General features: G+C 64.4%; 25 protein-coding genes. 23 read left to right on the top strand and 2 right to left on the bottom strand.

All coding sequences use genetic code 11. The features are described 5' to 3' along the window. The first annotated feature begins 208 nt into the window (after positions 1 to 208). From rpsB to J2W23_RS00155, 21 genes are all read left to right on the top strand, one after another. Positions 209 to 964, top strand: coding sequence for a 30S ribosomal protein S2 (gene rpsB / locus J2W23_RS00255; RefSeq protein ID WP_176657750.1), 756 nt, complete (start codon positions 209 to 211; stop codon positions 962 to 964). 81 nt (positions 965 to 1,045) lie between these two features. Then, entirely contained in the window at positions 1,046 to 1,969 is a 924-nt protein-coding gene (gene tsf / locus J2W23_RS00250; RefSeq protein ID WP_176657749.1) for a translation elongation factor Ts, read from the top strand. Positions 1,970 to 2,065: 96 nt separating this feature from the next. Further along, a complete protein-coding gene (gene pyrH / locus J2W23_RS00245) occupies positions 2,066 to 2,788 on the top strand; it encodes a UMP kinase (RefSeq protein ID WP_176657748.1) in 723 nt (240 codons plus the stop codon). 11 nt (positions 2,789 to 2,799) lie between these two features. Then, positions 2,800 to 3,360 carry a ribosome recycling factor gene (gene frr / locus J2W23_RS00240; RefSeq protein ID WP_007836991.1) on the top strand — a complete coding sequence of 187 codons (561 nt, stop codon included), beginning with the start codon at positions 2,800 to 2,802 and terminating at the stop codon, positions 3,358 to 3,360. Between the two features lie 8 nt (positions 3,361 to 3,368). Continuing rightward, positions 3,369 to 4,088: a polyprenyl diphosphate synthase gene (gene uppS / locus J2W23_RS00235; protein WP_307647258.1), complete on the top strand. Its 720-nt coding sequence runs from the start codon at positions 3,369 to 3,371 to the stop codon at positions 4,086 to 4,088. Between the two features lie 21 nt (positions 4,089 to 4,109). Then, on the top strand, positions 4,110 to 4,955 hold the full coding sequence (locus tag J2W23_RS00230; protein ID WP_176657746.1) for a phosphatidate cytidylyltransferase: 846 nt from the start codon (positions 4,110 to 4,112) through the stop codon (positions 4,953 to 4,955). Further along, positions 4,952 to 6,139: a 1-deoxy-D-xylulose-5-phosphate reductoisomerase gene (ispC, locus tag J2W23_RS00225; RefSeq protein WP_307647257.1), complete on the top strand. Its 1,188-nt coding sequence runs from the start codon at positions 4,952 to 4,954 to the stop codon at positions 6,137 to 6,139. Before J2W23_RS00230 ends, ispC begins: the two co-directional genes overlap by 4 nt. Before the next feature lie 24 nt (positions 6,140 to 6,163). Beyond that, a complete protein-coding gene (rseP, locus tag J2W23_RS00220) occupies positions 6,164 to 7,534 on the top strand; it encodes an RIP metalloprotease RseP (protein WP_176657744.1) in 1,371 nt (456 codons plus the stop codon). 38 nt (positions 7,535 to 7,572) lie between these two features. After that, on the top strand, positions 7,573 to 10,035 hold the full coding sequence (bamA, locus tag J2W23_RS00215; protein ID WP_307647256.1) for an outer membrane protein assembly factor BamA: 2,463 nt from the start codon (positions 7,573 to 7,575) through the stop codon (positions 10,033 to 10,035). Next, positions 10,036 to 10,581, top strand: a complete 546-nt coding sequence (locus J2W23_RS00210; RefSeq protein WP_176657742.1) for an OmpH family outer membrane protein — start codon at positions 10,036 to 10,038, stop codon at positions 10,579 to 10,581. A gap of 14 nt (positions 10,582 to 10,595) precedes the next feature. Next, a complete protein-coding gene (lpxD, locus tag J2W23_RS00205) occupies positions 10,596 to 11,573 on the top strand; it encodes a UDP-3-O-(3-hydroxymyristoyl)glucosamine N-acyltransferase (RefSeq protein WP_307647255.1) in 978 nt (325 codons plus the stop codon). Between the two features lie 23 nt (positions 11,574 to 11,596). After that, positions 11,597 to 12,046 (top strand): 3-hydroxyacyl-ACP dehydratase FabZ, encoded by a 450-nt coding sequence (fabZ, locus tag J2W23_RS00200; protein WP_013541729.1) that lies wholly within the window; start codon positions 11,597 to 11,599, stop codon positions 12,044 to 12,046. Positions 12,047 to 12,071: 25 nt separating this feature from the next. Continuing rightward, entirely contained in the window at positions 12,072 to 12,860 is a 789-nt protein-coding gene (lpxA, locus tag J2W23_RS00195; RefSeq protein WP_307647254.1) for an acyl-ACP--UDP-N-acetylglucosamine O-acyltransferase, read from the top strand. A 10-nt stretch (positions 12,861 to 12,870) separates the two neighbouring features. After that, positions 12,871 to 14,019, top strand: a complete 1,149-nt coding sequence (gene lpxB, locus J2W23_RS00190; protein ID WP_307647253.1) for a lipid-A-disaccharide synthase — start codon at positions 12,871 to 12,873, stop codon at positions 14,017 to 14,019. Then, positions 13,991 to 14,710 carry a ribonuclease HII gene (gene rnhB / locus J2W23_RS00185; protein ID WP_307647252.1) on the top strand — a complete coding sequence of 240 codons (720 nt, stop codon included), beginning with the start codon at positions 13,991 to 13,993 and terminating at the stop codon, positions 14,708 to 14,710. The genes lpxB and rnhB overlap by 29 nt, the downstream gene beginning before the upstream one ends. A 7-nt stretch (positions 14,711 to 14,717) precedes the next feature. Further along, complete coding sequence (locus J2W23_RS00180; RefSeq protein ID WP_307647251.1) at positions 14,718 to 15,503, top strand: TrmH family RNA methyltransferase; 786 nt, start codon at positions 14,718 to 14,720, stop codon at positions 15,501 to 15,503. Between the two features lie 139 nt (positions 15,504 to 15,642). Then, positions 15,643 to 16,836 carry a glutamine-hydrolyzing carbamoyl-phosphate synthase small subunit gene (carA, locus tag J2W23_RS00175; protein ID WP_307647250.1) on the top strand — a complete coding sequence of 398 codons (1,194 nt, stop codon included), beginning with the start codon at positions 15,643 to 15,645 and terminating at the stop codon, positions 16,834 to 16,836. Then, a complete protein-coding gene (gene carB, locus J2W23_RS00170; RefSeq protein WP_176657734.1) occupies positions 16,829 to 20,080 on the top strand; it encodes a carbamoyl-phosphate synthase large subunit in 3,252 nt (1,083 codons plus the stop codon). The genes carA and carB overlap by 8 nt, the downstream gene beginning before the upstream one ends. 14 nt (positions 20,081 to 20,094) lie before the next feature. Continuing rightward, positions 20,095 to 20,964, top strand: a complete 870-nt coding sequence (locus J2W23_RS00165; RefSeq protein ID WP_307647249.1) for a Kdo hydroxylase family protein — start codon at positions 20,095 to 20,097, stop codon at positions 20,962 to 20,964. 64 nt (positions 20,965 to 21,028) lie between these two features. Beyond that, positions 21,029 to 21,505, top strand: coding sequence for a transcription elongation factor GreA (gene greA, locus J2W23_RS00160; RefSeq protein ID WP_176657732.1), 477 nt, complete (start codon positions 21,029 to 21,031; stop codon positions 21,503 to 21,505). Between the two features lie 11 nt (positions 21,506 to 21,516). Continuing rightward, the gene (locus tag J2W23_RS00155; RefSeq protein WP_307647248.1) at positions 21,517 to 21,933 is read left to right on the top strand and encodes a DUF4149 domain-containing protein; all 417 of its coding nucleotides are present in this window, start codon (positions 21,517 to 21,519) and stop codon (positions 21,931 to 21,933) included. 38 nt (positions 21,934 to 21,971) lie between these two features. Here the strand turns inward: J2W23_RS00155 and J2W23_RS00150 are convergent, their stop codons facing one another. Both J2W23_RS00150 and J2W23_RS00145 read right to left on the bottom strand, forming a co-directional pair. Further along, positions 21,972 to 22,691, bottom strand: coding sequence for a glycosyltransferase (locus tag J2W23_RS00150; RefSeq protein ID WP_176658943.1), 720 nt, complete (start codon positions 22,689 to 22,691; stop codon positions 21,972 to 21,974). Between the two features lie 41 nt (positions 22,692 to 22,732). Next, positions 22,733 to 23,212, bottom strand: coding sequence for a YhbY family RNA-binding protein (locus J2W23_RS00145; RefSeq protein ID WP_042578204.1), 480 nt, complete (start codon positions 23,210 to 23,212; stop codon positions 22,733 to 22,735). A gap of 88 nt (positions 23,213 to 23,300) precedes the next feature. Between J2W23_RS00145 and J2W23_RS00140 the strand changes: the two genes are divergently transcribed. Both J2W23_RS00140 and ftsH read left to right on the top strand, forming a co-directional pair. After that, positions 23,301 to 23,969, top strand: coding sequence for an RlmE family RNA methyltransferase (locus J2W23_RS00140; RefSeq protein WP_307647247.1), 669 nt, complete (start codon positions 23,301 to 23,303; stop codon positions 23,967 to 23,969). A 167-nt stretch (positions 23,970 to 24,136) separates the two neighbouring features. Continuing rightward, a complete protein-coding gene (gene ftsH, locus J2W23_RS00135) occupies positions 24,137 to 26,053 on the top strand; it encodes an ATP-dependent zinc metalloprotease FtsH (RefSeq protein ID WP_176657729.1) in 1,917 nt (638 codons plus the stop codon). Positions 26,054 to 26,165: the final 112 nt, after the last annotated feature.

Genomic DNA, 26,165 nt, shown 5'->3' with positions numbered 1-26,165 from the left:
TGGCTGCGGGTGCCCGGGCGGGCTCGGTTCAAGGGGGAAGGAGGGTTGCGGCCGTGCTATACTCTTTGGGTTTCGCTGGTCGAGCGACGGCTCCCGTTGCATCCAGCCAAACACATCCGCAAACCGGCCCAATCAAGGTGTTGTGACTCCATTCGAAAGGAGCACAAAACGGGCTGGATTTTAGACCCAACCTTTGGAGTAATTTCTAATGTCTACCACCATGCGCGAAATGCTGGAAGCCGGTGTCCATTTCGGTCACCAAACCCGCTTCTGGAACCCCAAGATGGCTCCGTTCATCTTCGGCCATCGCAACAAGATTCACATCATCAACCTGGAAAAGTCGCTCCCGATGTTCCAGGATGCGATGAAGTACGCCAAGCAACTCACGGCCAATCGCGGCACGATCCTGATGGTCGGCACGAAGCGCCAGGCCCGTGAAATCGTTGCTGCAGAAGCTCGCCGCGCCGGTGTGCCTTTCGTCGACACCCGCTGGCTCGGCGGCATGCTGACCAACTTCAAGACCGTCAAGACCTCGATCAAGCGTCTGAAGGACATGAAGGCCCAGCAGGAAGCTGGCCTCGACAGCCTGAGCAAGAAGGAGCAGCTGACCTTCTCGCGCGAAATCGCGAAGCTCGAAAAGGACATCGGCGGCATTCAGGACATGGCCGCCTTGCCTGATGCCATCTTCGTGATCGACGTGGGCTTCCACAAGATCGCCGTGGCCGAAGCCAAGAAGCTGGGCATTCCGCTGATCGGCGTGGTGGACTCCAACCACTCGCCCGAAGGCATCGACTACGTGATTCCCGGCAATGACGACTCGTCCAAGGCTGTCACGCTGTACGCGCGTGGCATCGCCGACGCGATCATTGAAGGCCGCAACAGCGCCACCGGTGACGTGGTCAAGGCCATTGCTGAAGGCAGCAGCGACGAATTCGTCGAAGTCGAAGAAAGCGCTTCGGCCTGATCGGTTCTCTCGCGAGCCTGAAGAAGGGGCTTTGGTGCCCCTTTTTTTTAACCTGATTTTTGGATTTACGGAGATATACAAATGGCTGCAATCACCGCAAGCATGGTCGGCGAACTGCGCGCAAAGACCGACGCGCCCATGATGGAATGCAAGAAGGCCCTGACCGAGGCCGACGGCAACATGGAAAAGGCCGAAGAGCTGCTGCGCATCAAGCTCGGCAACAAGGCCGGCAAGGCATCGGGCCGCATCACGGCTGAAGGCGTGGTCACGGCTTTCGTCGACGGCGCTGCCGGCGGCATGATCGAGATCAACTGCGAAACCGACTTCGTCACCAAGAACGACAGCTTCCTGGCCATGGCCAATGCTGCCGCGATGCTGGTTGCCAAGAACAATCCCGCAGACATCGCTGCTCTGGGCGCTTTGCCCTACGAGCAGGACGGCTTCGGTCCCACGCTCGAAGACGTGCGCAAGGGCCTGATCGGAAAGATCGGCGAGAACATGAGCTTCCGCCGCTTCAAGCACTTCACGGGCAACGGCAAGCTGGCTTCGTACCTGCATGGCACGCGCATTGGCGTGATGGTCGAGTTCGAGGGCGACGACACGTCGGCCAAGGATGTCGCAATGCACATCGCCGCCATGAAGCCGGTCGCCATCCAGGCGTCGGACGTGCCTGCCGACCTGATCGAAAAAGAGCGCGCCGTTGCCGCTGGCAAGGCCGAGGAAGACCGCAAGACGGCCGAGGCCGAAGGCAAGAAGCCGCAGCCGGCCGATATCGTTGCCAAGCGCATCGAGGGTGGCGTTCAGAAGTACCTGAAGGAAGTCTCGCTGCACAACCAGCCGTTCGTGAAGAACGACAAGCAGACCGTCGAGCAGATGCTCAAGGCCGCCAACACCTCGATCAAGGGCTTCACCCTGTACGTGGTTGGGGAAGGCATTGAGAAGAAGGTTGACGACTTCGCTGCCGAAGTGGCCGCGCAAGTTGCAGCAGCCAAGGCCGCTGCTTAAGCCATAAGGCTTCCAACGACGGCGCGTGTTTGCGTGCCGTCGTTTTTTCATCGCTACGTTTTACACTCGTCACCGCCAACTCAAAGGAAATTGCCCATGTCTGATGCCCGCCCAGCCCACAAGCGAATCTTGTTGAAGCTGTCGGGAGAGGCACTGATGGGCGATGACGCCTTCGGCATCAACCGCGCGACCATCGTGCGCATGGTGCAGGATGTGGCCGAGGTCGTGAACATGGGCGTGCAGGTCGCAGTCGTGATCGGCGGCGGCAACATCTTCCGCGGCGTCGCGGGCGGCTCGGTCGGCATGGATCGTGCCACCGCCGACTACATGGGCATGCTGGCCACCGTCATGAACTCGCTGGCGCTGGCCGACGCGATGGACAAGCAGGGTCTGGTTGCCCGCGTGATGTCCGCCATCGCGATCGAGCAGGTGGTCGAGCCCTATGTGCGTCCCAAGGCCCTGCAGTACCTCGAAGAGGGCAAGGTCGTGGTGTTCGCGGCCGGTACCGGCAACCCGTTCTTCACGACCGACACGGCGGCTGCGCTGCGCGGCGCCGAGATCGGTGCCGAGCTCGTGCTCAAGGCGACCAAGGTGGACGGCGTCTACACCGCCGACCCCAAGACCAACCCCGACGCGACGCGCTACGTCTCGCTCAGTTTCGACGAGGCGATCGCAAAGAATCTCGGCATCATGGACGCCACGGCCTTCGCGCTGTGCCGCGACCAGAAGTTGCCGATCAAGGTGTTCTCGATTCTCAAGAGCGGCGCTCTCAAGCGCGTCGTGATGGGCGAGGACGAGGGCACGCTGGTGCATGCCTAGGAGTATTTGAGATGACCATTGCAGACATTCGCAGTGCGACCGACGCGAAGATGAATCAGTCGCTCGCCGCATTCCAGAACAACCTCACCAAGATCCGTACGGGCCGCGCCAATTCGGCGCTGCTCGACTCGATCCATGTCGAGTACTACGGCTCGCAAGTGCCGCTGAGCCAGGTGGCCAACGTGTCGGTGCTCGACTCGCGCACCATCAGCGTCCAGCCCTGGGAAAAGGGCATGGGCGCCAAGATCGAGAAGGCCATCCGCGAAAGCGACCTGGGCTTGAACCCCGCATCGATGGGGGATCTCATCCGCGTGCCGCTGCCCGCCATGAGCGAAGAGCGCCGCAAGGAAATGACCAAGCTGGTTCGCAACGAAGGCGAAACCGCCAAGATCGCCACGCGCAACCTGCGCCGCGACGCGAACGAGTCGGTCAAGAAGCTGGTCAAGGACAAGCTGGCGTCCGAGGACGACCAGAAGCGCGCCGAAGCCGAGATCCAGAAGGTCACCGACCGCCACATCGCGGAAATCGACCGTCTGGTCGCGGCGAAAGAAGCGGAGATCATGGCCGTTTGAGGCCTGCCATGGCCTCTTCGCCGCCGCGCATTCCCCACCACGTTGCCGTCGTCATGGATGGCAACGGTCGTTGGGCGACGAAGCGATTCCTGCCTCGCGTGGCGGGGCACAAGCAGGGTGTCGAATCGCTCCGGCGCTGCGTCAAGGCCTGCGCCGATCGCGGCGTGGGTGTTCTCACTGTGTTTGCGTTCTCCTCGGAGAACTGGAATCGTCCCCCCGAAGAAGTCTCCGGCCTGATGTCGCTGATGGTGGGTGCGCTGGCGCGCGAGGTGCCACGCCTGAGTCGCGATGGCGTCCGGCTGCATTTCGTCGGCGAGCGCGGCGGCCTCTCCGACAAGCTGGTGGCCGGACTGGTCAGTGCCGAAGAGGCGACCGCGCACAACACGCGGCTCGTGCTCAACATCTGCTTCAACTATGGTGGGCGCTGGGATATCGCCCAAGCCGCGGCCAAGCTCACCGAGCAGGGCCTTCCGATGACCGAGATGAACATGGACCGCGCGATGGCGCTGGCCCATGTGCCCGACCCCGACCTGTTCATCCGCACGGGCGGCGAGCAGCGGTTGTCGAATTTCCTGCTCTGGCAAAGCGCCTACGCCGAGCTGTTCTTCAGCGACAAGCTCTGGCCCGAATTCGACGAGGCCGCGCTGGACGAGGCCATCGCCGCGTTCCAGAGCCGCGAGCGCCGTTTCGGCCAAACCTCGGCACAGGTCTCGACGGCTGCGGCCTGAGAAGGCCTCACAACCTCCCGCATGCTCAAACAACGCATCCTCACGGCGATCGTGCTGCTCGCGATCCTGCTGCCAGCGCTGTTCTACCGAAACTACATTCCATTTGCCTGCGTGATGCTCGTGCTGATCGGCGCGGCTGCGTGGGAATGGGGGCGCCTGAACGGCTACGGCCAGGGCATGTCGCTGTTTCTCGGCGCCGAGATGGTCGCGCTCTGCGGGCTCTCGTGGTGGCTGGGCCTGCTCGAACAACCGCTGGTCCTGATGTGGATGTTGGCCAGCGCGGCCTGGGTGCTTGGCGGCGCTGCGCTGCTGCGCGTGGCGGTGCCGGGCTGGCCCCGCATTCCGCGCGGGCTGCGCCTGGTCGGCGGCCTGCTGGCACTTTGGGTCGCGTGGCTCGCCGCTGTGCAGGCGCGCATGGTCGGCATCAACTTCCTGCTGTCGATCCTCGTGCTGGTCTGGGTGGCGGACGTATTCGCCTATTTCGCAGGCCGTGCCTTCGGCCTGAAGTTCACCCGCGGCAAGCTGGCCCCGGCGATCAGCCCCGGCAAGAGCTGGGAGGGCGTCTGGGGTGGAATGATCGGCGTCCTCGTGCTGGCGGTTGCGTGGGTCTTCGCCGACAAGGCCCTCGGCGCCACGGTGCCGAGCCTCTACACCCGCCTGAACGAGCGCGGCTGGTGGCTGCTCCTGATCGGCGCCGTGTTCCTTGCCGCGATGAGCGTGGTGGGCGACCTGGTCGAATCGCTGATCAAGCGCAGTGCCGGCGCCAAAGACAGCAGCCGCCTGCTCCCTGGCCACGGCGGTGTGCTCGACCGCGTGGATGCCCTCTTGCCCGCGCTTCCCATTGCCATGATGCTGGCCTTCCTGTGAACACTCCCAAACAACGCGTCACGGTGCTGGGGTCGACCGGGTCGGTCGGCGTGAGCACGCTCGACGTCATTGCGCGGCATCCCGATCGCTTCGAGATCTTTGCGCTGTCTGCGGCCACCAAGGTGGACGAGATGCTGGCGCAATGCGCGCAGTTCTCGCCCCGGTTCGCCGTCATGGCGAGCGCGCCGCATGCCGCATTGCTGGCCGAAAAGCTCAAGCAGAACAGCTTGGCCACTGTCGTGCTGACGGGCGAGGATGCTATTGAAAAGATAGCTTCGCACGAAGAGGTCGACGCCGTCATGGCGGCCATCGTCGGTGCTGCAGGGCTCGGTCCATGCCTGGCTGCCGCGAAGGCCGGCAAGCGCTTGCTGCTGGCCAACAAGGAAGCCCTGGTTGTCGGCGGCGAGCTGTTCATGCAGACGGTGCGCGAGGGCGGCGCCACGCTGCTGCCTATCGACAGCGAACATTCGGCCATCTTCCAGTCGCTGCCCGAAGACCCGTCCACCTGGGCGCGGCGCATCGACAAGATCATCCTGACCGCTTCGGGCGGTCCGTTCCTCGCGCGTGCGCCCGGCTCGCTGGGCGCCGTGACGCCCGAGCAGGCCTGTGCACATCCGAACTGGGTCATGGGCCGCAAGATTTCGGTCGATTCGGCCACGATGATGAACAAGGCGCTCGAGGTGATCGAGGCGCGCCACCTGTTCGGCGTGTTGCCCGAGCAGATCGAGGTCGTCATCCATCCGCAGAGCGTGGTGCATTCGATGGTGCAGTTCACCGATGCCTCGGTCATCGCCCAGCTCGGCACGCCCGACATGCGGGTGCCGATCGCGGTCGGCCTGGCCTGGCCTGAGCGCATCGAGAGCGGGGCAGCACGGCTGGATTTCCGCCAGATGGCGTCGTTGACCTTCGATGCGCCCGACGCGGCGCTCTTTCCCGGCCTGGGTCTTGCGTGGCATGCATTGCGTGCCGCGCCCGGCACGACGGCGGTGCTCAATGCGGCCAACGAGGTCGCTGTCGAGGCCTTTCTGGACCGGCGCCTGCGTTTCGATTGCATTCATGCGGTCAACATGGAAACTTTGGAAGCCATTGCCCCCTCCAAGCCGGCGTCGCTGGCCGATCTGCTGGCGCTCGATGCCAGCGCCCGCGCCGCGGCCAATGCCGCTGCGCTGCGTTTCGCAGCCTGACTTCCCCCATTCGTCGAGGATCCGATGCTCACTGTCATAGCCTTCGTGGTTGCACTCGGCGTCCTGATCGCGGTGCATGAATATGGCCACTACCGCGTGGCCGTCGCCTGTGGCGTCAAGGTGGAGCGTTTCTCGGTCGGGTTCGGCAAGGTGCTGTTGCGCTGGCAGCCCAAGCGGCAGCACCCCGGGCAGCAGACGGAATTCGTCATAGGCGCCTTCCCATTGGGCGGCTACGTCAAGATGCTCGACGAGCGCGAGGGGCCGGTGGCGCCCGAGGAGCGGCACCGGGCCTTCAATACCCAGCCCCTGCGCTCGCGCGCAGCCATCGTGGCAGCCGGACCCATCGCCAACCTGCTGCTGGCGATCGTGCTTTACACGGCCGTCAACTGGATCGGCGTGGAAGAGCCGGTTGCCAAGCTGGCGCGACCGGTGGCGGCTTCGCTGGCGGAGGCCGCGGGCCTGCGTGGCGGGGAGCACATCACGCGTGCCGGTTTCGACGGCGATCTGACGCCGGTCCAATCCTTCGAGGACCTGCGCTGGCGCATGACCCAGGGCGCGCTCGACGCCCGGGACCTCACGCTCGAAGTCGCCGGCGAAGACGGCAGGCCCGCGCGCCAGTTGGTGTTGCCGCTGAGCCGGATGGAGGCCAAGGACGCCGATCCGCAGATGTTTCGCAAGATCGGCGTACTCGCACCCCTGACCCGGCCGGAGATCGGCGATGTCATGGCAGGCGGTGCCGGCGAGCAGTCGGGGCTGCGCAAGGGCGATCTGGTGCGCGCCATCGGCGACACCGCCATCTACGACGGGCAGCAACTTCGCGAGGTGATCCGCGCTTCGGTCGACGGCGACCAGCCGCGCACCCAGGCCTGGGAGATCCAGCGCGGCGGCCAGTCGCTCACGCTCGAGGTGAAGCCCGAGGTGCGCGAGGAGGGCGCCGTCAAGGTCGGTCGCATCGGCGCGTATGTCGGTGCGCCGCCGGACATGGTGACAGTGCGCCAGGGCCCGGTCGACGGTGTATGGCGCGGCGTGGTGCGCACATGGGAGATGTCCGCGCTGACCGTTCGCATGATGGTCAAGATGGTGACCGGTCAGGCTTCGCTGAAGAACCTGAGCGGTCCGCTGACGATTGCCGACTATGCAGGCAAGTCCGCGAGCCTTGGCCTGACCCAGTACCTGATCTTCCTCGCGGTCATCAGCGTGAGCCTGGGCGTGCTCAATCTCATGCCGCTGCCGGTCCTCGATGGAGGACACCTGATGTATTATCTTTGGGAGGGCCTGACCGGCAAAAGCGTCTCTGACGCCTGGATGGAACGGCTTCAGCGCGGCGGTGTCGCCTTGCTGCTGGTCATGATGTCGGTCGCACTCTTCAACGACGTCACGCGGCTCTTTGGTTAACTTTCTGCCGGCCCTTTCCGTGCCGGCTCAATTCACAGATGAACAAAAACTCCAATCGCTTTCGCCTGCGTAGCGTTGTCGCGGTGGTTGCCAGTGCGCTCGCAGCCACGGCAGCCTGGGCCGTCGAGCCTTTCACGGTGCGCGACATTCGCGTCGAAGGCTTGCAGCGCGTCGAGGCCGGCACGATCTTCGCGTCGTTGCCGTTGCGCGTGGGCGATACCTACAGCGACGAACGCGGCTCGGCTGCCATTCGCGCGCTGTTCGACCTGGGGCTGTTCAAGGACGTGCGCATCGATGTCAACGGCAATGTTCTGGTGGTGATCGTCGAAGAGCGCCCGACCATCGCAGACGTCGACTTCGTAGGCACCAAGGAGTTCGACAAGGCGGCGCTGCAGAAAGCACTGCGCGAAATCGGTCTGACCGATGGCCGTCCTTACGACAAGGCGTTGGCCGATCGCGCAGAGCAGGAACTCAAGCGCCAATACGTGAGCCGCAGCCTGTACAACGCGCAGGTTGTGACCACCGTCACGCCCATCGAGCGCAACCGCGTCAACCTGACGTTCACCGTCACTGAGGGCGAATCCGCGCGCATCCGCGAAGTCCACATCGTCGGCAGCAAGGCCTTCAGCGAGTCGACGTTGCTGAGCCTGTTCGACCAGGACAGCGGCGGTTTCATGAGCTGGTACACCAAGTCCAACCAGTACTCGCGTGCCAAGCTCAACGCCGACCTCGAAACGCTTCGCTCGTACTACATCACGCGCGGCTACCTCGAGTTCCGCATCGATTCGACCCAGGTCGCCATCTCGCCGGACCGCAAGGACCTGACGGTCACGGTCAACATCACCGAAGGCGAGAAGTTCGTGGTGGCGGGCGTCAAGCTCAACGGTAACTACCTGGGCCGCGACGACGAGTTCAAGTCGCTGATCACCATCAAGCCCGGTGAGGCCTATAACGGCGAACTGGTCACCGAAACCACCAAGGCTTTCAGCGATTATTTCGGCACCTTCGGCTACGCCTTCGCCCGTGTGCAGGCCGTCCCGGAGATCGACCGCGTCAACAACCGCGTCACGCTCACGCTGCAGGCAGAGCCTTCGCGCCGTGTGTACGTGCGCCGTGTGTCGGTCGGCGGCAACAACAAGACCCGTGACGAAGTCATTCGCCGCGAGTTCCGCCAGTTCGAAGCCTCCTGGTACGACGGCGACAAGATCAAGGTCTCGCGCGACCGTGTGGACCGCCTGGGCTTCTTCACCGAAGTGAACGTCGAGACCCAAGAGGTGCCCGGCTCGCCTGACCAGGTGGACCTGACCGTCAACGTGGCCGAAAAGCCCACTGGCAGCCTGCAACTCGGCGCCGGCTATTCGAGCGCCGAGAAGGTTGCGCTGACCTTCGGCATTTCGCAGGAAAACGTGTTCGGCTCGGGCAATTTCCTGGGCGTACAGGTCAACACCAGCAAGTACAACCGCACGCTGTCGCTGACCACCACCGATCCGTACTTCACTAAGGATGGCATCTCGCGCACGATCAGCGTCTATCACACGACGACGCGTCCGTACTCGGAGACCACCGACGGTGACTACAAGCTGGTCAACCAAGGTGCGTCCATCCGTTTCGGCGTGCCGTTCAGCGAGCTCGACACCGTGTTCTTCGGCATCGGACTCGAGCGGTATGCGTTTGAACCGAACTCATCGACAACGCTCTCGGGGCTCTATACGCCCAAGTCCTACCTGAGGTACTTCCAGTGCAGGACGAATACCGAGGGGCCGTGGCCGGCGGGCTGGATCGTGACTGGATGCGACCAGAAGAGCGTCTGGGGCGTGCCACTCACCATCGGATGGGGTCGCGACAGCCGTGACAGCGCGCTGGTTCCGACCACCGGGCGCCTGCAGCGCGCCAACCTCGAGCTTGGCGCCGGTGGCGACATGCAATACATCAAGACGAACTACCAATACCAGCAGTTCTTCGCGATCAACAAGCAATACACCTTCGCGATCAACGCGGACGTTGGCTACGCGAAGGCGCTGGGCGGCAAGGCCTATCCGATCTTCAAGAACTTCTATGCGGGTGGCCTGGGTTCGGTCCGCGGGTTTGAACAGAATTCGCTCGGCCCGCGCGACGTGCCGCTGCTCGGACAGACCGATGGCGCACCACTGGGCGGCACCAAGAAGGCGGTCTTCAATGCCGAGCTCAGCACGCCGTTCCCGGGTGCCGGCAACGACCGCACCTTGCGTCTTTATGGTTTCTTCGACGTGGGCAATGTGTTTGGCTCCCGCGCACCCGGCCTGACCGATGAGCAATGGAAGGCGCAGAAGAAGCTGCGTGCTTCTGTAGGCCTCGGCATCAGCTGGATCTCGCCGCTGGGCCCGCTGCGCCTCGCCTATGCCTTCCCTATCAAGTCGCAGAAGGAAGTGACGGGAACGGACCCGCTGACGGGGGCATCTACCATCGTGATCCCCAAGGATAGAATTCAGCGCTTGCAATTCCAGATCGGAACGTCTTTCTAAATGAAGCATTTGATTCGCGCCGCTGCTGGTGCGTTGTTGATCCCCGCTTTCGCGATCGTCGCTGCGCCTGCGCAGGCGCAGGAAACCTTTCGCATCGGATTCGTCAATCCGGACCGCGTGCTGCGTGAAGCGCAGCCGGCCAAGGCAGCCCAGGCGAAGCTCGAAGCGGAGTTTCTCAAGCGCGAAAAGGATCTCACCTCGCAGGGCGACGCACTGAAGACGGCATCGGAGAAGTTCGAGCGCGAAGCGCCGACCTTGTCTGAAAGCCAGCGTGCCTCGCGCCAGAAAGCACTGATCGACCAGGACCGCGATTTCCAGCGCCGTCGCCGCGAATTCCAGGAAGACCTGAATGCGCGCAAGAACGAAGAGCTTCAGCAGGTCTACGAGCGCGCCAACCGCGTCGTGAAGCAGGTGGCTGAAGCTGAGAAGTACGACGCCATCCTGCAGGAAGCGATCTACATCAATCCGAAGCACGACATCACCGACAAGGTGATCAAGGCGCTCAACGCGTCGGTCGGCTCCACAGCGCCCGCGGCCGGCAAGTAACGCCGCGAACCGGCGTGTCGCTGCAGCTCGGAGCCATCGTCGCCGCCCTGGGGGGCGAGCTTCACGGAGATACCACGCTGTCCATCGAGCGGCTCTCGCCGCTCCAGAATGCACAGCCCGATGCGCTCAGCTTCCTGAGCCATCCCAAGTACCAGCAGGAACTGGCGGCTTCGAAAGCCGCCTGCGTGATCGTGTCGCCTGCCATGCAGGAGGCGGCTGCTGCACGCGGGGCGTTCATCGTCACGCCCGATCCTTATTTCTACTTTGCGCGCCTGACGCAACTCTGGAAGTCGCACCATGCGCGACCGGAGGCCGACCTCATCCATCCGTCTGCCGTGATCCATCCAGAAGCCCATGTCGACGCCACGGCGCGCATCGGTGCGCTCTGCGTGGTGGAGCGGGGCGTGCGGATCGGTGCGGGCACGGTGCTGAAGTCGCGCGTGACGGTGAGTGAAGACTGCATGATCGGCGACCGCTGCCTGCTGCACCCGGGCGTGGTGATCGGTGCCGACGGCTTCGGCCTCGCGCTGCACCAGGGGGCCTGGGTCAAGATCGAACAGCTGGGGGCGGTGCGCATCGGCAATCACGTTGAAATCGGCGCCAACACCTGTATTGATCGTGGCGCGCTGGACGACACGGTCATCGAGGACGGCGTGAAGCTCGACAACCTGATTCAGATCGGCCACAACGTGCGCGTCGGCAAGAACACCGCCATGGCGGGCTGCGTCGGCGTGGCCGGCAGCGCGACCATCGGCGCCAACTGCACCTTCGGCGGCGGCGCCATCGTGCTGGGCCATCTGACGGTGGCCGATGGCGTGCACGTGTCCGCCGCGACCGTGGTGACACGCTCCATTCACAAGGCCGGCCAGTACACCGGCATGTTTCCCATCGATGACAATGCGAGCTGGGAAAAAAATGCGGCAACGCTCAAGCAGTTGCACAGCCTGCGCGAACGACTGAAGGCGCTGGAGAAGGCTCCCCCGAAAAAATGACGACGATGCAGGAACAGAAAATCATGACGACGACGCTCGATATCCATCAAATCCTCAAGCTGCTTCCCCACCGCTACCCGTTCCTGCTGGTGGACCGCGTGCTGGACATGGAAAAGGGCAAGCGCATCACGGCGCTCAAGAACGTGACGATGAACGAGCCGTTCTTCAATGGTCATTTCCCGCACCGTCCGGTGATGCCGGGCGTGCTGATGCTCGAAGCCATGGCGCAGGCCGCGGCGCTTTTGTCGTTCCACTCGCTCGACATCGTGCCGGACGACAACACCGTCTACTACTTCGCCGCCATCGACGGCGCGCGCTTCAAGCGGCCCGTGGAGCCCGGCGACCAACTCACGCTCGAAGTCGAAATCGAACGCATGAAGGCTGGCATCTCCAAGTTCAAGGGCCGTGCGCTGGTGGGCAGCGAACTCGCCTGCGAAGCCACGCTGATGTGCGCCATGCGCCAGATCAGCTGATCCCGGCCTTCGTCATCAGCAAGGCATGACCCAGGTTCATTCGACAGCGCTCGTCGACCCCCAGGCACAGCTCGACGCCTCGGTGTCGGTCGGGCCCTACACCGTCATCGGCCCGCACGTGCAGATCGGGGCGGGTACCACCATCGGCGCGCATTGCGTGATCGAGGGGCGCACGACCATCGGGCGCGACAACCGGATCTTCCAGTTCTCCTCGCTCGGCGCGATCCCGCAGGACAAGAAATACGCCGGCGAGCCGACCAAGCTCGTCATTGGCGACCGGAACGTCATTCGCGAGTTCTGCACCTTCAACCTCGGCGTGCCGGGGGCGGGGGGCGTGACCAGCGTGGGCAACGACAACTGGATCATGGCGTACACGCACATTGCGCACGACTGCCATGTCGACAACCACACCACGCTGGCCAACCAGACGACGCTGGCGGGCCATGTGCACTTGGCGGACTGGGTCACGATCGGCGGGCTCACCGGCATCCACCAGTTCGTCTCGATCGGCGCGCATGCCATGGTCGGCTTCGCGAGCGCGGTCTCCCAGGACGTGCCGCCCTTCATGCTGGTCGACGGCAATCCGCTGGCGGTTCGCGGCTTCAATGTCGTGGGCCTGCGCCGGCGCGATTTCTCGGCACAGCGACTCGCTGCGGTCAAGCAGATGCACAAGCTGCTGTATCGCCAGGGCAAGACGCTCGAAGAGGCGCGTGCAGGCATCACCGCGCTGGCTGCCGAGATGCCCGAGGCGGCGGGAGACGTCGCCCTGATGGAGTCCTTCCTCGCCAACTCGACGCGCGGCATCGCGCGTTGATGTGACGCCGATGCAGACAGCCGAACAGCGACGTTTCGCGCTGGTCGCGGGCGAAGCGTCCGGCGACCTGCTCGCAGGGCTTCTTCTCGATGGCCTCCAGGCCCGCTGGCCCGACCTCCAGACCGGCGGCATTGGCGGCCCCCGCATGCTCGCGCACGGCTTCCAGAGTTGGTGGCCGCAGGAAAAGCTCGCGGTGCGAGGCTACATCGAAGTGCTGCGGCACTACGCGGAAATCGCAGGCATTCGCCGCCAGCTGAAGGCTCGGCTGCTGCAGGAGCGCCCCGAGCTCTTCATTGGCGTCGATGCACCCGACTTCAACCTCGATCTCGAAGCAGGCCTGCGCAGCCAGGGCATCAAGACCGTTCATTTCGTCTGCCCCTCGATCTGGGCTTGGCGGCCGAAGCGCATCGAGAAGATCCGGGCGGCCGCCGACCACGTGCTGTGCATTTTCCCGTTCGAGCCCGAGTTGCTCGAAAAGCAGGGCGTTGCCGCGAGCTACGTGGGTCACCCGATTGCCAATGTGATCCCGATGACGCCCGACCGCGCCGCGGCGCGCGCCGCGCTGGGCCTGGCGCCCGATGCACAGGTCGTCGCCTTGCTGCCCGGGAGCCGCCGCTCCGAGATCCGCTACCTGGCCGCCCGGTTCTTCGCCGCCGCCGCGTTGATGCAGAAGGCGCGGCCCGGACTCCGGTTCGTGGCGCCCATCATCCCCAGCCTGCGCGCCGAGGTCGATGCCTTGCTCCAGGCGAGCGGCATGGCGGGCCGCGTGAAGCTGCTCGATGGCCAGTCGCACGCCGCGCTCGCCGCCTGCGACGCCACGCTGATCGCCAGCGGCACCGCCACGCTCGAGGCAGCGCTTTTCAAGCGGCCGATGGTCATCGCTTACAACATGAACGGGCTCTCGTGGCGCCTGATGCAGCGCAAGCAGTTGCAGCCGTGGGTCGGATTGCCCAATATCCTGTGCCGCGAATTCGTGGTGCCCGAGTTGCTGCAGGAAGCCGCCACGCCCGAGGCGCTGGCCCAGGCGACGCTGGCCTGGCTCGAGGCACCCGAAAAGACGCAAGCCCTGCAACAAAGATTTTCCGAGCTGCACGTGCAATTGCAGCGCGATACGCCGACACTTTGCGCCGATGCGATCCAGAAAGTTCTTGAAGGCTGAGCAAGCCCGCCTGGTGTGGGACGCGCCGGGCCTGCTTGCGGGCGTCGATGAGGCCGGCCGCGGTCCGCTGGCGGGGCCCGTGGTGGCCGCGGCGGTGATCCTCGACGACACACGGCCGATCCGTGGCCTGGCGGACTCCAAGACCCTCACCGCCCTGCAGCGTGAGCGCCTGCACGACCAGATCCTGGCCAAGGCCCTGTGTTGTTCCATCGCCCAGGCGAGCGTCGAGGAAATCGACACGCACAACATCCTGCAGGCCACGATGATCGCCATGCGCCGAGCCGTCGAGGGCCTGCGCCTGAAGCCGGCCAAGGTGCTGGTCGACGGCAACCGCCTGCCGACACTGGACGTGCTGGCCGAAGCCGTGGTCAAGGGCGATGCGCTGATCAAGGCGATTTCGGCTGCGTCGATTCTGGCCAAGGTCCATCGCGACCGGCTGTGCGAGCAGTTGCACGTCGAGTTCCCGCACTACGGTTTTGCGGGCCACAAGGGCTACGGCACCCCCGAGCACCTCGAAGCGCTTCAGAAGCACGGCGCCTGCGTGCATCACCGCAGGTCGTTCAGCCCGGTGGCCGCGGCACTGACGCGAACGGCGGCCAGCGCTTCCCTGGTCATCGAAACGCAAACAGCGATGCCAATGGTGATCGCGGCGACCGAGACCGTGCACCTCGACCTGCGCACTGCGCCTTGATCCGCAGATGACCACCGACGCCGGCGCGAGCCACATCAGCTCGCGCGACAACCCGCTGCTCAAGGATCTGCGCAAGCTCGCGCAAGACCCGGGCGCTTATCGCAAGCTCGGGCGGATTTGGCTTGAAGGCGATCACCTGTGCCGGGCGGCGCTGGCGCGTGGCGTCAAGCCGGCGATCGCGGTGTTTTCCGAGTCCTTTTGGCCGATTGCTCCAGCCGAATGGGGTGCGAGTGCTATCAAAACCGTAGTTGTCGCCGACGATCTGCTGCGCGGCATCAGCGGGTTGGAATCGCCGGCGCCGATGGGCTTCGTGCTCGACCAGCCGGCGCGGCCGGAATTGATCCCGGACGCCCCGAGCGTGGTGCTCGACCGCCTGCAGGACGCGGGCAATGCCGGCTCCATTCTGCGCAGTGCGGCTGCTTTCGGTTTCACTCAGGTGATCGCGCTCAAGGGCACGGCCGCACTCTGGGCGCCGAAGGTGCTGCGTGCCGGCATGGGCGCCCATTTCGGCCTGCGGTTGATCGAGGGCGTCGAAGCCGATGCGCTCGAGGCGTTGAAGATTCCGCTGGTGGCGACCAGTTCGCACCATGGCGATTGGCTGCACAAAGCTCGCCTGCCGCACCCTTGTGCCTGGCTCATGGGTCATGAAGGCCAGGGCGTTTCCCCTGCACTGGAGGCTCGGGCGACCCATCACATCCGCATCGCCCAGCCCGGTGGCGAGGAATCACTGAACGTGGCCGCCGCCGCCGCGATCTGCCTGCATGCAAGCGGTGCGGCCCTTCAGACCGGATAGGCCTCCAGTCCGGGCTACAATCGGGGGCTTACTCGCAATAGCGTCGCCCGGCCGCCTTTAACGCCAAAATCCCCTTAAGCAGCAGTCCGCAGGCAACGCGCCTGGGGCTCCGGGCGACCGTAACCATCCGGAGAACCCAGTGCTTTTGTCTCTCAAGGGAAATTTCCCGCCCGCCATCCTGGCGCTCGCAGACGGCACGGTCTTTCAAGGCAATTCGATCGGAGCCACCGGCTCCACGACCGGTGAAGTGGTGTTCAACACCGCCATGACCGGTTACCAGGAAATCCTCACCGACCCGAGCTACTGCCAGCAGATCGTCACCTTGACGTATCCGCACATCGGCAACTACGGCGTCAACGGGGAAGACATCGAAGCCGACAAGATCCATGCCGCGGGCCTGATCATCAAGGACCTGCCCCTCGTCGCCTCCAACTTCCGCCAGACCGCCACGCTGAGCGAATACCTCGTGGCCGGCAAGACGGTCGCCATCGCGAACATCGACACCCGCAAGCTCACGCGGCACCTGCGCACCCACGGCGCGCAGAACGGCTGCATCCTGGGCCTGGCCGAAGGCGAAGCCGTGACGCAGGTGTTGATCGACAAGGCCATCGCTGCCGCCAAGGGCGCGCCGAGCATGGCGGGCCTCGATCTCGCCAAGGTGGTGTCGGTCACCGAGACCTACGAGTGGACCGAGACCGAGTGGAAGCTGGGCGCAGGCTACGGCGTGCAGATCACGCCGAAATTCCACGTCGTCGCCTTCGACTACGGCGTCAAGAAGAACATCCTGCGCATGATCGCCCAGCGCGGCGCGCGCATCACCGTGGTGCCCGCGCAAACGCCCGCGGCCGATGTGCTCAAGCTCAAACCCGATGGCATCTTCCTGGCCAATGGCCCCGGCGACCCGGAGCCTTGCGACTACGCCATCAGCGCCGTCAAGGAGCTGATCGAGACAGGCATTCCCACCTTCGGCATCTGCCTCGGCCACCAGATCATGGCGCTCGCCTCGGGCGCCAAGACCTTCAAGATGAAGTTCGGCCACCACGGCGCGAACCACCCGGTGAAGGACCTGGACAACGGCCGCGTGAGCATTACCAGCCAGAACCACGGCTTTGCGGTCGACGAGAAGTCGCTGCCGGCCAATCTGCGTCCCACCCACATCAGCCTGTTCGACAACACGCTGCAGGGCCTGGCGCGCACCGACAAGCCCGCGTTCTGCTTCCAGGGCCACCCGGAAGCCTCGCCGGGCCCGCACGACATCGGCTACCTGTTCGATCGCTTCACGGCACTCATGGAAAAGAACAAGACGGAAAAGACGGAGAAAGAGAATGCCTAAGCGCACAGACCTCAAATCGATCCTCATCATCGGCGCCGGCCCGATCATCATCGGCCAGGCCTGCGAGTTCGACTACTCCGGCGTGCAAGCCTGCAAGGCGCTGCGCGAAGAGGGCTACAAGGTCATCCTGATCAACAGCAATCCCGCGACGATCATGACCGACCCGGCCACGGCCGACGTCACCTACATCGAACCCATCACCTGGCAGACGGTTGAAAAAATCATCGCCAAGGAACGCCCCGACGCGATCCTGCCGACCATGGGCGGCCAGACCGCACTGAACTGCGCGCTGGACCTCTGGCGCAACGGCGTGCTCGACAAGTACACGGGCGCGTCCACCAACAAGCCGGTCGAACTCATCGGCGCCACGCCCGAAGCCATCGACAAGGCCGAGGACCGCCTGAAGTTCAAGGACGCGATGACCAAGATCGGCCTCGGCTCGGCGCGCTCGGGCATTGCTCACTCGATGGACGAAGCCTGGGCTGTGCAGAAGTCGGTCGGCTTCCCCACGGTGATCCGTCCCAGCTTCACGCTGGGCGGCACCGGCGGCGGCATCGCCTACAACCCGGAAGAGTTCGAGACCATCTGCAAGCGCGGCATCGAAGCCTCGCCCACCAACGAGCTGCTGATCGAAGAGTCGCTGCTCGGCTGGAAAGAGTACGAGATGGAGGTCGTGCGCGACAAGGCCGACAACTGCATCATTGTTTGCTCGATCGAAAACCTCGACCCGATGGGTGTGCACACCGGCGACTCGATCACTGTGGCGCCCGCGCAGACGCTCTCCGACAAGGAATACCAAATCCTGCGCAACGCCTCGCTGGCCGTGCTGCGCGAGATCGGTGTCGATACGGGCGGCTCGAACGTCCAGTTCTCCATCAACCCGAAGGACGGCCGCATGGTCGTCATCGAGATGAACCCGCGCGTCTCGCGTTCCTCGGCGCTGGCCTCCAAGGCCACGGGCTTCCCGATCGCCAAGGTCGCGGCCAAGCTGGCCGTGGGCTACACGCTCGACGAGCTGCGCAACGAAATCACCGGCGGCGCCACGCCCGCGTCGTTCGAACCGTCGATCGACTACGTGGTCACCAAGATCCCGCGTTTCGCGTTCGAGAAATTCCCGCAGGCCGACTCGCGTCTCACGACGCAGATGAAGTCGGTGGGCGAGGTGATGGCCATGGGCCGCACCTTCCAGGAATCGTTCCAGAAGGCCCTGCGCGGCCTCGAAGTGGGCGTCGACGGCCTGAACGAGAAGACGCAGGACCGCGAAGTGCTCGAAAAGGAACTGGGCGAGCCCGGTCCCGAGCGCATCTGGTACGTGGGCGATGCCTTCGCCATGGGCCTGAGCGTCGATGAAGTGTTCGCGCTGACCAAGATCGACCCGTGGTTCCTGGTGCAGATCGAAGAGATCGTGAAGATCGAGCTCGAGCTGGAAACCAAGTCGCTGGACGACATCGACAAGGACACGCTGCTCGCGCTCAAGAAGAAGGGCTTCTCCGACCGGCGCCTGGCCAAGCAGTTGAAGACCACCGACACGGCCATCCGCGAGAAGCGCCGCGCCCTGGGCGTGCGTCCGGTCTACAAGCGCGTGGACACCTGCGCGGCCGAGTTCGCGACCAACACCGCCTACATGTACTCGACCTACGAGGACGAGTGCGAAGCCGACCCGACGGACAAGAAGAAGATCATGGTGCTCGGCGGAGGTCCCAACCGTATCGGCCAGGGCATCGAGTTCGACTACTGCTGCGTGCATGCCGCGCTCGCCATGCGCGAGGACGGCTACGAGACCATCATGGTCAACTGCAATCCCGAGACCGTGTCGACCGACTACGACACCTCCGACCGCCTGTACTTCGAGCCGCTGACGCTCGAAGACGTGCTGGAAATCGTCGACAAGGAAAAGCCGCTCGGCGTGATCGTGCAGTACGGCGGCCAGACGCCGCTGAAGCTCGCGCTCGACCTCGAGGCCAACGGCGTGCCGATCATCGGCACCTCGCCCGACATGATCGACGCGGCCGAAGACCGTGAGCGCTTCCAGAAGCTGCTGCACGAGCTGGGCCTGCGCCAGCCGCCGAACGCGACCGCGCGTACCGAACCCGAAGCGCTCGAGAAGGCTGCAGCCCTCGGTTATCCGCTGGTGGTGCGTCCGAGCTACGTGCTCGGCGGCCGCGCGATGGAAATCGTGCACGAGCAGCGCGACCTCGAGCGCTACATGCGCGAAGCTGTCAAGGTCAGCAACGACTCGCCGGTGCTGCTGGACCGCTTCCTGAACGACGCCGTCGAGTGCGACGTCGACTGCATCCGCGACGGCGAAGGCGCCACGCTGATCGGTGGCGTGATGGAGCACATCGAGCAAGCCGGCGTGCACTCGGGCGACTCCGCCTGCTCGCTGCCGCCCTACAGCCTGAGCGCCGAGACGATCGCCGAGCTCAAGCGCCAGAGCGCCGCGATGGCGGCCGCGCTGAACGTGGTGGGCCTCATGAACGTGCAGTTCGCGATCCAGCAGAAGGACGGCAAGGACGTCATCTACGTGCTCGAAGTGAACCCGCGCGCCTCGCGCACGGTGCCTTACGTGAGCAAGGCCACCGGCATCCAGCTCGCCAAGGTGGCGGCACGTTGCATGGCCGGCCAGTCGCTCGCATCGCAGGGCGTGACCAAGGAAGTGACGCCGCCGTACTTCAGCGTGAAGGAAGCCGTGTTCCCGTTCGTCAAGTTCCCGGGCGTGGACACCATCCTCGGCCCCGAGATGAAGTCGACCGGTGAAGTGATGGGCGTGGGCAAGACCTTCGGCGAAGCTTTCGTGAAGTCGCAGCTGGGCGCCGGCACGCACCTGCCGAAGTCGGGTAAGGTCTTCATCTCGGTGAAGAACAACGACAAGGCGCGTGCCGTGGAAGTGGCGCGTGGCCTCGCGAAGCTGGGCTTCGAGCTGATCGCCACCAAGGGAACGGCCGCCGCCATTGCCGCCGCGGGCATCGAATGCGCGACGGTGAACAAGGTGACCGAAGGCCGCCCGCACATCGTGGACATGATCAAGAACAACGAGATTGCCTTGGTCATCAACACGGTGGAAGAGCGCCGCAACGCGATCACCGATTCGCGGCAGATCCGCACCTCGGCGCTGCTGGCTCGCGTGACCACCTTCACCACGATCTTCGGCGCCGAAGCCGCGGTCGAGGGCATGGGTTTCATGGACGAGCTGGGGGTGATCTCGGTGCAGGAGATGCACGCGCAACTGGCAGCGGTGGCCTGAGCCTGAGCGTCATCATGGAAACCCAGCTCGTCGAACTGGACCTTCGCGACTGGAACGCGGCCACGCCCAATGAGGCGTGGATCGCGGAGCTGGAAGCGGGCAAGGTGCTGTACTTTCCGCGCCTGGGCTTCGAGCTGCTGCCCGAAGAGCGAAGCCTGCTCACGCCCAGCCTGCTGTCGCCCGACGTGCGCAACATCAGCCTGGACGCCAACGGCAAGCTCAAGGGCGCCGTCGGGGACGAGGAAGTGCAGCGCAAGGCGGCGGCGATGGTGGGGCGGTTTCGCGCGCAGGCGCAGCAGCTCATCCACGGCCTGCTGCCGCACTACACGCCGGCCTTGCGCCTGGCGCCCACGAGCTACCGGCCGGCGCAGGTCGAGACGCGCGTGCAGTCCTGGCGCGCGGACGATCGCCGGCTGCACGTCGATGCATTCCCGTCGCGACCCAACTACGGCGAGCGCATCCTGCGCGTGTTCACCAACGTGAACCCCGAAGGTGCGCCACGCGTGTGGCGCGTGGGCGAGCCTTTCGAGGACATCGCCAGGCGCTTCCTGCCGCAGGCCAAGCCGTACGTGCGCTGGCAGGCCAAGCTGCTGCAGGCGCTGCATGTGACCAAGTCGTTCCGCAGCGAATACGACCACCTGATGCTGCAGCTGCACGACGGCATGAAGTCGGACATGGCATACCAGGAAACTTCGCCGCAGGAGAAGGCCGAGTTCCCGCCGGGCTCGGTGTGGGTGTGCTTTTCCGACCAGACCTCGCATGCCGTGATGGCGGGCCAGTACATGCTCGAACAGACCCTTCATCTGGCCGCTTCGAAGCAATACAATCCCGACTCGAGCCCGCTCGCCATCCTGAGCCGGCTGACCGGACGCAATCTCGTCTGATCTGTCCCCCCAATCGACCGCCGAACGGCATCGTTCGGCGGTTTCGCTTTATGGAGAACCAAACATGGCCACCATTCCAATCACCAAGCGCGGTGCCGAAAAGCTGCGCGCCGAGCTGCATCAACTGAAGACCGTGGACCGCCCCTGGGTCATCAATGCGATTTCCGAAGCCCGCGCGCAGGGCGACCTGAGCGAGAACGCCGAGTACGAGGTCGCCAAGGACCGCCAGGGCTTCATCGAAGGCCGCATTCAGGAAGTCGAAGGCAAGCTGTCGGCCGCGCAGATCATCGATCCGGCCGAGCTCGATGCCGGCGGCAAGGTGGTGTTCGGCTCGACCGTGGAGCTCGAGGAAGAAGAGTCGGGCGAAGCCGTCAAGTACCAGATCGTGGGTGAAGACGAAGCCGACCTGAAGCTGGGCCTCATCAACATCTCCAGCCCGATCGCCCGCGCGTTGATCGGCAAGGAAGAGGGCGACACCGCCGAAGTGCAGGCCCCGGGCGGCCTGAAACGCTACGAGATCGTGGCCGTCCGCTACCTCTGATCGATTCCTCGATGAAAGACCGCCTGGCTCTGCTGCTCGCCGCCTTCTGGTGGGGCAGCCTCACGACGATCGGCTTCCTGGTGGTGCCGATGTTGTTCGCCAAGCTCGGCAATCCGGCCGTGGCGGGTAATTTCGCCGGCCAGCTGTTCGAGGCGCAGAGCTGGGTCGCCATCGGCTGCGGCCTGATCCTGCTGATTCATTTCCGCAGCAAGGCCGACGAACGCATGGATGCGGCCACGATGACGTCCATCGGCCTTGTCCTCGCTGCCCTGTTGCTGGCGCTGCTCCAGCAGTACGCCGTGGCCCCGCGCATCCTGGCGCGGGAGAACCTCAAGCTGTGGCACGCCGTCGGCAGCGGCATGTATGTCGCGCAATGGCTGTGCACCTTGGTGTTGCTCTGGCGAATGGGCGCTCGGCTCGGTCGCTGACAAAGCGGCGATGGCGGCTTTCGCCGCCATCTGCACACTCACTCTTTCCAGAATTTCGCGACCCAGTTCGCGGGCCGGATGTAGCGGAATGCGCGATTGCGCCGCCCCGCCAGCGCATCGGGCGGATTGCACTCGCCATGAAAAATCATGATACGCGCGCCTTCGGGGACGAAGGGCTCTTCCCAGTAATTCGTCGGCCAGGTCGGGATGCCGTGGTATTTGAAGCTCGGGCACCAAGCCTCGGGCCAGTAGGACAGCTTGCCCTGCTTGTGCAGGAAGTCCGACAGGTAGGCCTGCTCGTTGCGGTGTTCGGCCTGCACCTTGTCCATGTTGGCGCGGAAATACGCCAGCACGTCGGCGTGGGCGCCCAGCTCGAAGCGATAGACCGATGAATTCCCGGTGATCCGCTCGCGTCGCCAGGGGCGGGCGTAGTCGTGAATGATCAGGAACTCGCCGGGCTGCTCGAAAAAGGCGTCCAGGCTGCCCACGACGACCACGTCGACGTCCAGGAAGAGGGCGGTACCGCGCAGGCCATGCAGGTCCTGCTCGAAGGTGGTGAGCTTCTTCCAGGCGCCGTCGCGCTGGCCGGGAGCCAGTTGCAGGTTCAGCGGCGGGATCGGCAGGCACGTCACTTCGGGGCGGATGCCGCTGCCGTCATCTGTCAGGCAGACGAACTTGAAGTCGCCGCTCAGGTTGCGGCGCACCATCGCGTAGAGGCGGTTGACGTATTCGGGGCCATATTTCGTGCCCCATTTCATGCAGAGGATGTGGCGCTCGGCGCCTTGCGCTCCCACCCGGCTCAATCCGACTGGTTGCGCTTCTTGGCCGACAGCGGCCGCTTGGCCTTGGCGCGCTTGATGGTGCCGCCGGGGGTGAGGCGCTGGTTGCCGAGCACGCGCAGGGTCTTGATTTCGGGGCGCTGGCCGCCGCGCTTGCTGTACTTCAGGACCTTGACGTCGCGCGGACCGGGCATGCGGTCTTCATCGATCACACGCTCTTTTTCGGGCTTCGGGCGCCACAGCACCAGGAGCTTGCCGATGTGCTGGATCGGGGCGGCATCGAGCTCTTCGGCGAGTTCGCGCAGCATGGCGTCGCGGGCGAGGCGGTCGTCGGAGAAGACGCGGACCTTGATCAGGCCATGGGCCTTGAGCGCTGCGTCGGCTTCCTTTTTCACGGCAGGGGTGAGCCCGTCTCCACCGACCATGACGATCGGATCCAGGTGGTGAGCTTCGGCGCGGTGCACCTTGCGCTCGGCAGGGGTAAGTTGAATGGCGGGCATCCCCGTATTATCGAGGGTAGAAAGCACCTCCTGAGCCGCCGGGCCGTTCCCAAGGCGAATACCGCAGTGCGGAGCACAGAGGTTCCCAATGAGCACCAAAGCAAAAAGCAAAAAAGTCAACAAAGCCTGGCTTCACGATCACATCAATGATCCGTACGTGAAATTGGCCACGCGAGAGGGATATCGCGCACGCGCTGCCTACAAGCTCAAGGAGATCGATGAGTCGCTGGGGTTGGTCAAGCCGGGCCAACTGGTGGTCGACCTGGGCTCCACGCCCGGGGCCTGGAGCCAGTACCTGCGGCGGCGCATGTCACCTGAGGGTGCTGCGGTCGGCACGCTGAACGGCACCATCATCGCGCTCGACCTGCTGGCCATGGAGCCCATCGAGGGTGTCACATTCCTCCAGGGGGATTTCCGTGAGGCGGAGTTGCTGGACCAGATTCTCGGGGTGCTGGCGGGCCGGAAAGCCGACCTGGTCGTCTCGGACATGGCGCCCAACCTGTCGGGCATCCATTCGGCCGACGGTGCCCGCATTGCACACCTGATCGAGCTTGCAGTCGACTTCGCCCAGCACCACCTGAAGCCTGAAGGCGCTCTGGTGGCCAAGCTTTTCCACGGAGGCGGCTACGACGAGTCGGTCAAGCTGTTCAAGGCCAGTTTCCGTACCGTCAAGCCGTTCAAGCCCAAGGCTTCGCGCGATAAATCGGCCGAGACTTTCCTCGTCGGGATGGGATTGAAGGCCCTGGATACGCCTTGATACCTTGCCGCCGCACGCCGTCAGGGGGCGCAAACCCTTGTCAGGCTATGGCTGCTTTAGGGAAATGCCCGTTTTTCGCAGCTTGAAAAGCCTAAAATGGGGCGCAATTGCGTACCCATAGCGCGTTTTTTCACATCCTCGTCACGCGCTTTCGACTGGAGCTTCGTTTGAACAATCAGTGGTTTTCCAAAGTTGCCGTATGGCTCGTCATTGCCATGGTGTTGTTCACTGTGTTCAAGCAGTTCGACACCCGCGGTGGCGTCGGCTCGGGAGCAGTCAGCTACTCCGAATTTCTCGACCAGGTTCGCAGCAACCAGATCAAGAGCGCCGTCATCCCTGAAGGTGCCGGCGGCGGTGAGATCGTCGCTGTCACCAACGACGATCGCAAGATCCGCACGACCGCCACGGTTCTCGACCGCGGCCTCGTGGGCGACCTGATCGACCACAACGTCAAGTTCGACGTCAAGCCGCGCGAAGAGGGGTCGCTCCTCATGACGCTCCTGGTGAGCTGGGGCCCGATGCTGCTCCTGATCGGCGTTTGGATCTACTTCATGCGACAGATGCAGGGCGGCGGCAAGGGCGGGGCATTCAGCTTCGGCAAGAGCAAGGCCCGCATGATGGACGAGAACAACAACACGGTCACTTTCGCCGACGTCGCAGGCTGCGACGAGGCCAAGGAAGAAGTCCGCGAAGTCGTCGACTTCCTCAAAGACCCGCAGCGCTTCCAGAAACTCGGCGGCCGCATTCCGCGCGGCCTGCTGCTGGTCGGCCCTCCCGGCACCGGCAAGACCCTGCTGGCCAAGTCGATCGCTGGCGAAGCCAAGGTGCCTTTCTTCTCGATCTCCGGCTCCGACTTCGTTGAAATGTTTGTCGGCGTGGGTGCTGCCCGTGTCCGCGACATGTTCGAAAACGCCAAGAAGAACGCACCCTGCATCATCTTCATCGACGAAATCGATGCGGTGGGTCGTCAGCGCGGCGCTGGCCTCGGCGGCGGCAACGATGAGCGCGAGCAAACGCTCAACCAGATGCTCGTCGAGATGGACGGCTTCGAAACCAACCTCGGCGTGATCGTGGTGGCTGCCACCAACCGCCCGGACATCCTGGACGCCGCACTGCTGCGCCCCGGCCGTTTCGACCGCCAGGTCTATGTCACGCTGCCCGACATCCGCGGTCGCGAACAGATCCTCGGCGTGCACATGCGCAAGGTCCCGCTGGGCCAGGACGTGAACCCGAGCGTCATCGCCCGCGGCACGCCCGGCATGTCCGGCGCCGACCTGGCCAACCTCTGCAACGAAGCCGCCCTGATGGCTGCCCGCCGCAATGCGCGCGTCGTCGAGATGCAGGACTTCGAAAAGGCCAAGGACAAGATCTTCATGGGTCCCGAGCGCAAGAGCATGGTCATGCCCGAGGAAGAGCGCCGCAACACGGCCTACCACGAGTCCGGCCACGCCCTCATCGGCAAGCTGCTGCCCAAGTGCGACCCGGTCCACAAGGTCACGATCATTCCGCGTGGCCGCGCCCTGGGCGTGACCATGAGCCTGCCGGCGCAGGACCGCTACAGCTACGACCGCGAATACATGCTCAACCAGATCAGCATGCTGTTCGGTGGCCGTATTGCCGAAGAGGTGTTCATGCACCAGATGACCACCGGTGCCAGCAACGACTTCGAACGTGCGACCTCCATCGCCCGCGACATGGTCACGCGCTACGGCATGACCGATGCGCTGGGCCCGATGGTCTATGCCGAGAACGAGGGCGAAGTGTTCCTCGGCCGCTCGGTCACCAAGACCACGAACATGAGCGAGCAGACCATGGAAAAGGTCGACGGCGAAGTGCGCCGCATCATCGACGAGCAGTACGCCCTGGCGCGCCGCCTGATCGAAGAGAACAGCGACAAGATGCACGCGATGGCCAAGGCGCTGCTCGAATGGGAAACCATCGACTCCGAGCAACTCGACGACATCATGGCCGGCCGCGCACCGCGCCCGCCCAAGGACTGGACACCGCGTATCCCGCCTTCGGGCAGCGGTGGCAGTGGCGGCACGCCGGCCGTCAATCCTGACCCGGCGCCGACTGCCGCTTGAGGTGGGCTTGAAATCAAGCAACAACGGGGCCGCTGGCCCCGTTTTCCATGGTGGTGCGCCGAATGGCGGACCGCAGGTCTGGCAGACCTCGCGCTTCAGGATCGACCTCGCG

The sequence above is a fragment of the Variovorax boronicumulans genome, from assembly GCF_030812215.1.
GTDB classification, from domain to species: Bacteria; Pseudomonadota; Gammaproteobacteria; order Burkholderiales; family Burkholderiaceae_C; genus Variovorax; species Variovorax boronicumulans_C.
The sequence above is the reverse complement of the archived record's forward strand: the minus strand, read 5'-3'. Positions and strand labels throughout refer to the sequence as shown.

Coding starts and splice junctions, on each gene's coding strand:
- rpsB (WP_176657750.1), top strand. CDS start 209: ATGTCTACCACCATGCGCGAAATGCTGGAAGCCGGTGTCCATTTCGGT.
- tsf (WP_176657749.1), top strand. CDS start 1,046: ATGGCTGCAATCACCGCAAGCATGGTCGGCGAACTGCGCGCAAAGACC.
- pyrH (WP_176657748.1), top strand. CDS start 2,066: ATGTCTGATGCCCGCCCAGCCCACAAGCGAATCTTGTTGAAGCTGTCG.
- frr (WP_007836991.1), top strand. CDS start 2,800: ATGACCATTGCAGACATTCGCAGTGCGACCGACGCGAAGATGAATCAG.
- uppS (WP_307647258.1), top strand. CDS start 3,369: ATGGCCTCTTCGCCGCCGCGCATTCCCCACCACGTTGCCGTCGTCATG.
- J2W23_RS00230 (WP_176657746.1), top strand. CDS start 4,110: ATGCTCAAACAACGCATCCTCACGGCGATCGTGCTGCTCGCGATCCTG.
- rseP (WP_176657744.1), top strand. CDS start 6,164: ATGCTCACTGTCATAGCCTTCGTGGTTGCACTCGGCGTCCTGATCGCG.
- bamA (WP_307647256.1), top strand. CDS start 7,573: ATGAACAAAAACTCCAATCGCTTTCGCCTGCGTAGCGTTGTCGCGGTG.
- J2W23_RS00210 (WP_176657742.1), top strand. CDS start 10,036: ATGAAGCATTTGATTCGCGCCGCTGCTGGTGCGTTGTTGATCCCCGCT.
- fabZ (WP_013541729.1), top strand. CDS start 11,597: ATGACGACGACGCTCGATATCCATCAAATCCTCAAGCTGCTTCCCCAC.
- lpxA (WP_307647254.1), top strand. CDS start 12,072: ATGACCCAGGTTCATTCGACAGCGCTCGTCGACCCCCAGGCACAGCTC.
- lpxB (WP_307647253.1), top strand. CDS start 12,871: ATGCAGACAGCCGAACAGCGACGTTTCGCGCTGGTCGCGGGCGAAGCG.
- rnhB (WP_307647252.1), top strand. CDS start 13,991: ATGCGATCCAGAAAGTTCTTGAAGGCTGAGCAAGCCCGCCTGGTGTGG.
- J2W23_RS00180 (WP_307647251.1), top strand. CDS start 14,718: ATGACCACCGACGCCGGCGCGAGCCACATCAGCTCGCGCGACAACCCG.
- carB (WP_176657734.1), top strand. CDS start 16,829: ATGCCTAAGCGCACAGACCTCAAATCGATCCTCATCATCGGCGCCGGC.
- J2W23_RS00165 (WP_307647249.1), top strand. CDS start 20,095: ATGGAAACCCAGCTCGTCGAACTGGACCTTCGCGACTGGAACGCGGCC.
- greA (WP_176657732.1), top strand. CDS start 21,029: ATGGCCACCATTCCAATCACCAAGCGCGGTGCCGAAAAGCTGCGCGCC.
- J2W23_RS00155 (WP_307647248.1), top strand. CDS start 21,517: ATGAAAGACCGCCTGGCTCTGCTGCTCGCCGCCTTCTGGTGGGGCAGC.
- J2W23_RS00150 (WP_176658943.1), bottom strand. CDS start 22,691: ATGAAATGGGGCACGAAATATGGCCCCGAATACGTCAACCGCCTCTAC.
- J2W23_RS00145 (WP_042578204.1), bottom strand. CDS start 23,212: ATGCCCGCCATTCAACTTACCCCTGCCGAGCGCAAGGTGCACCGCGCC.
- J2W23_RS00140 (WP_307647247.1), top strand. CDS start 23,301: ATGAGCACCAAAGCAAAAAGCAAAAAAGTCAACAAAGCCTGGCTTCAC.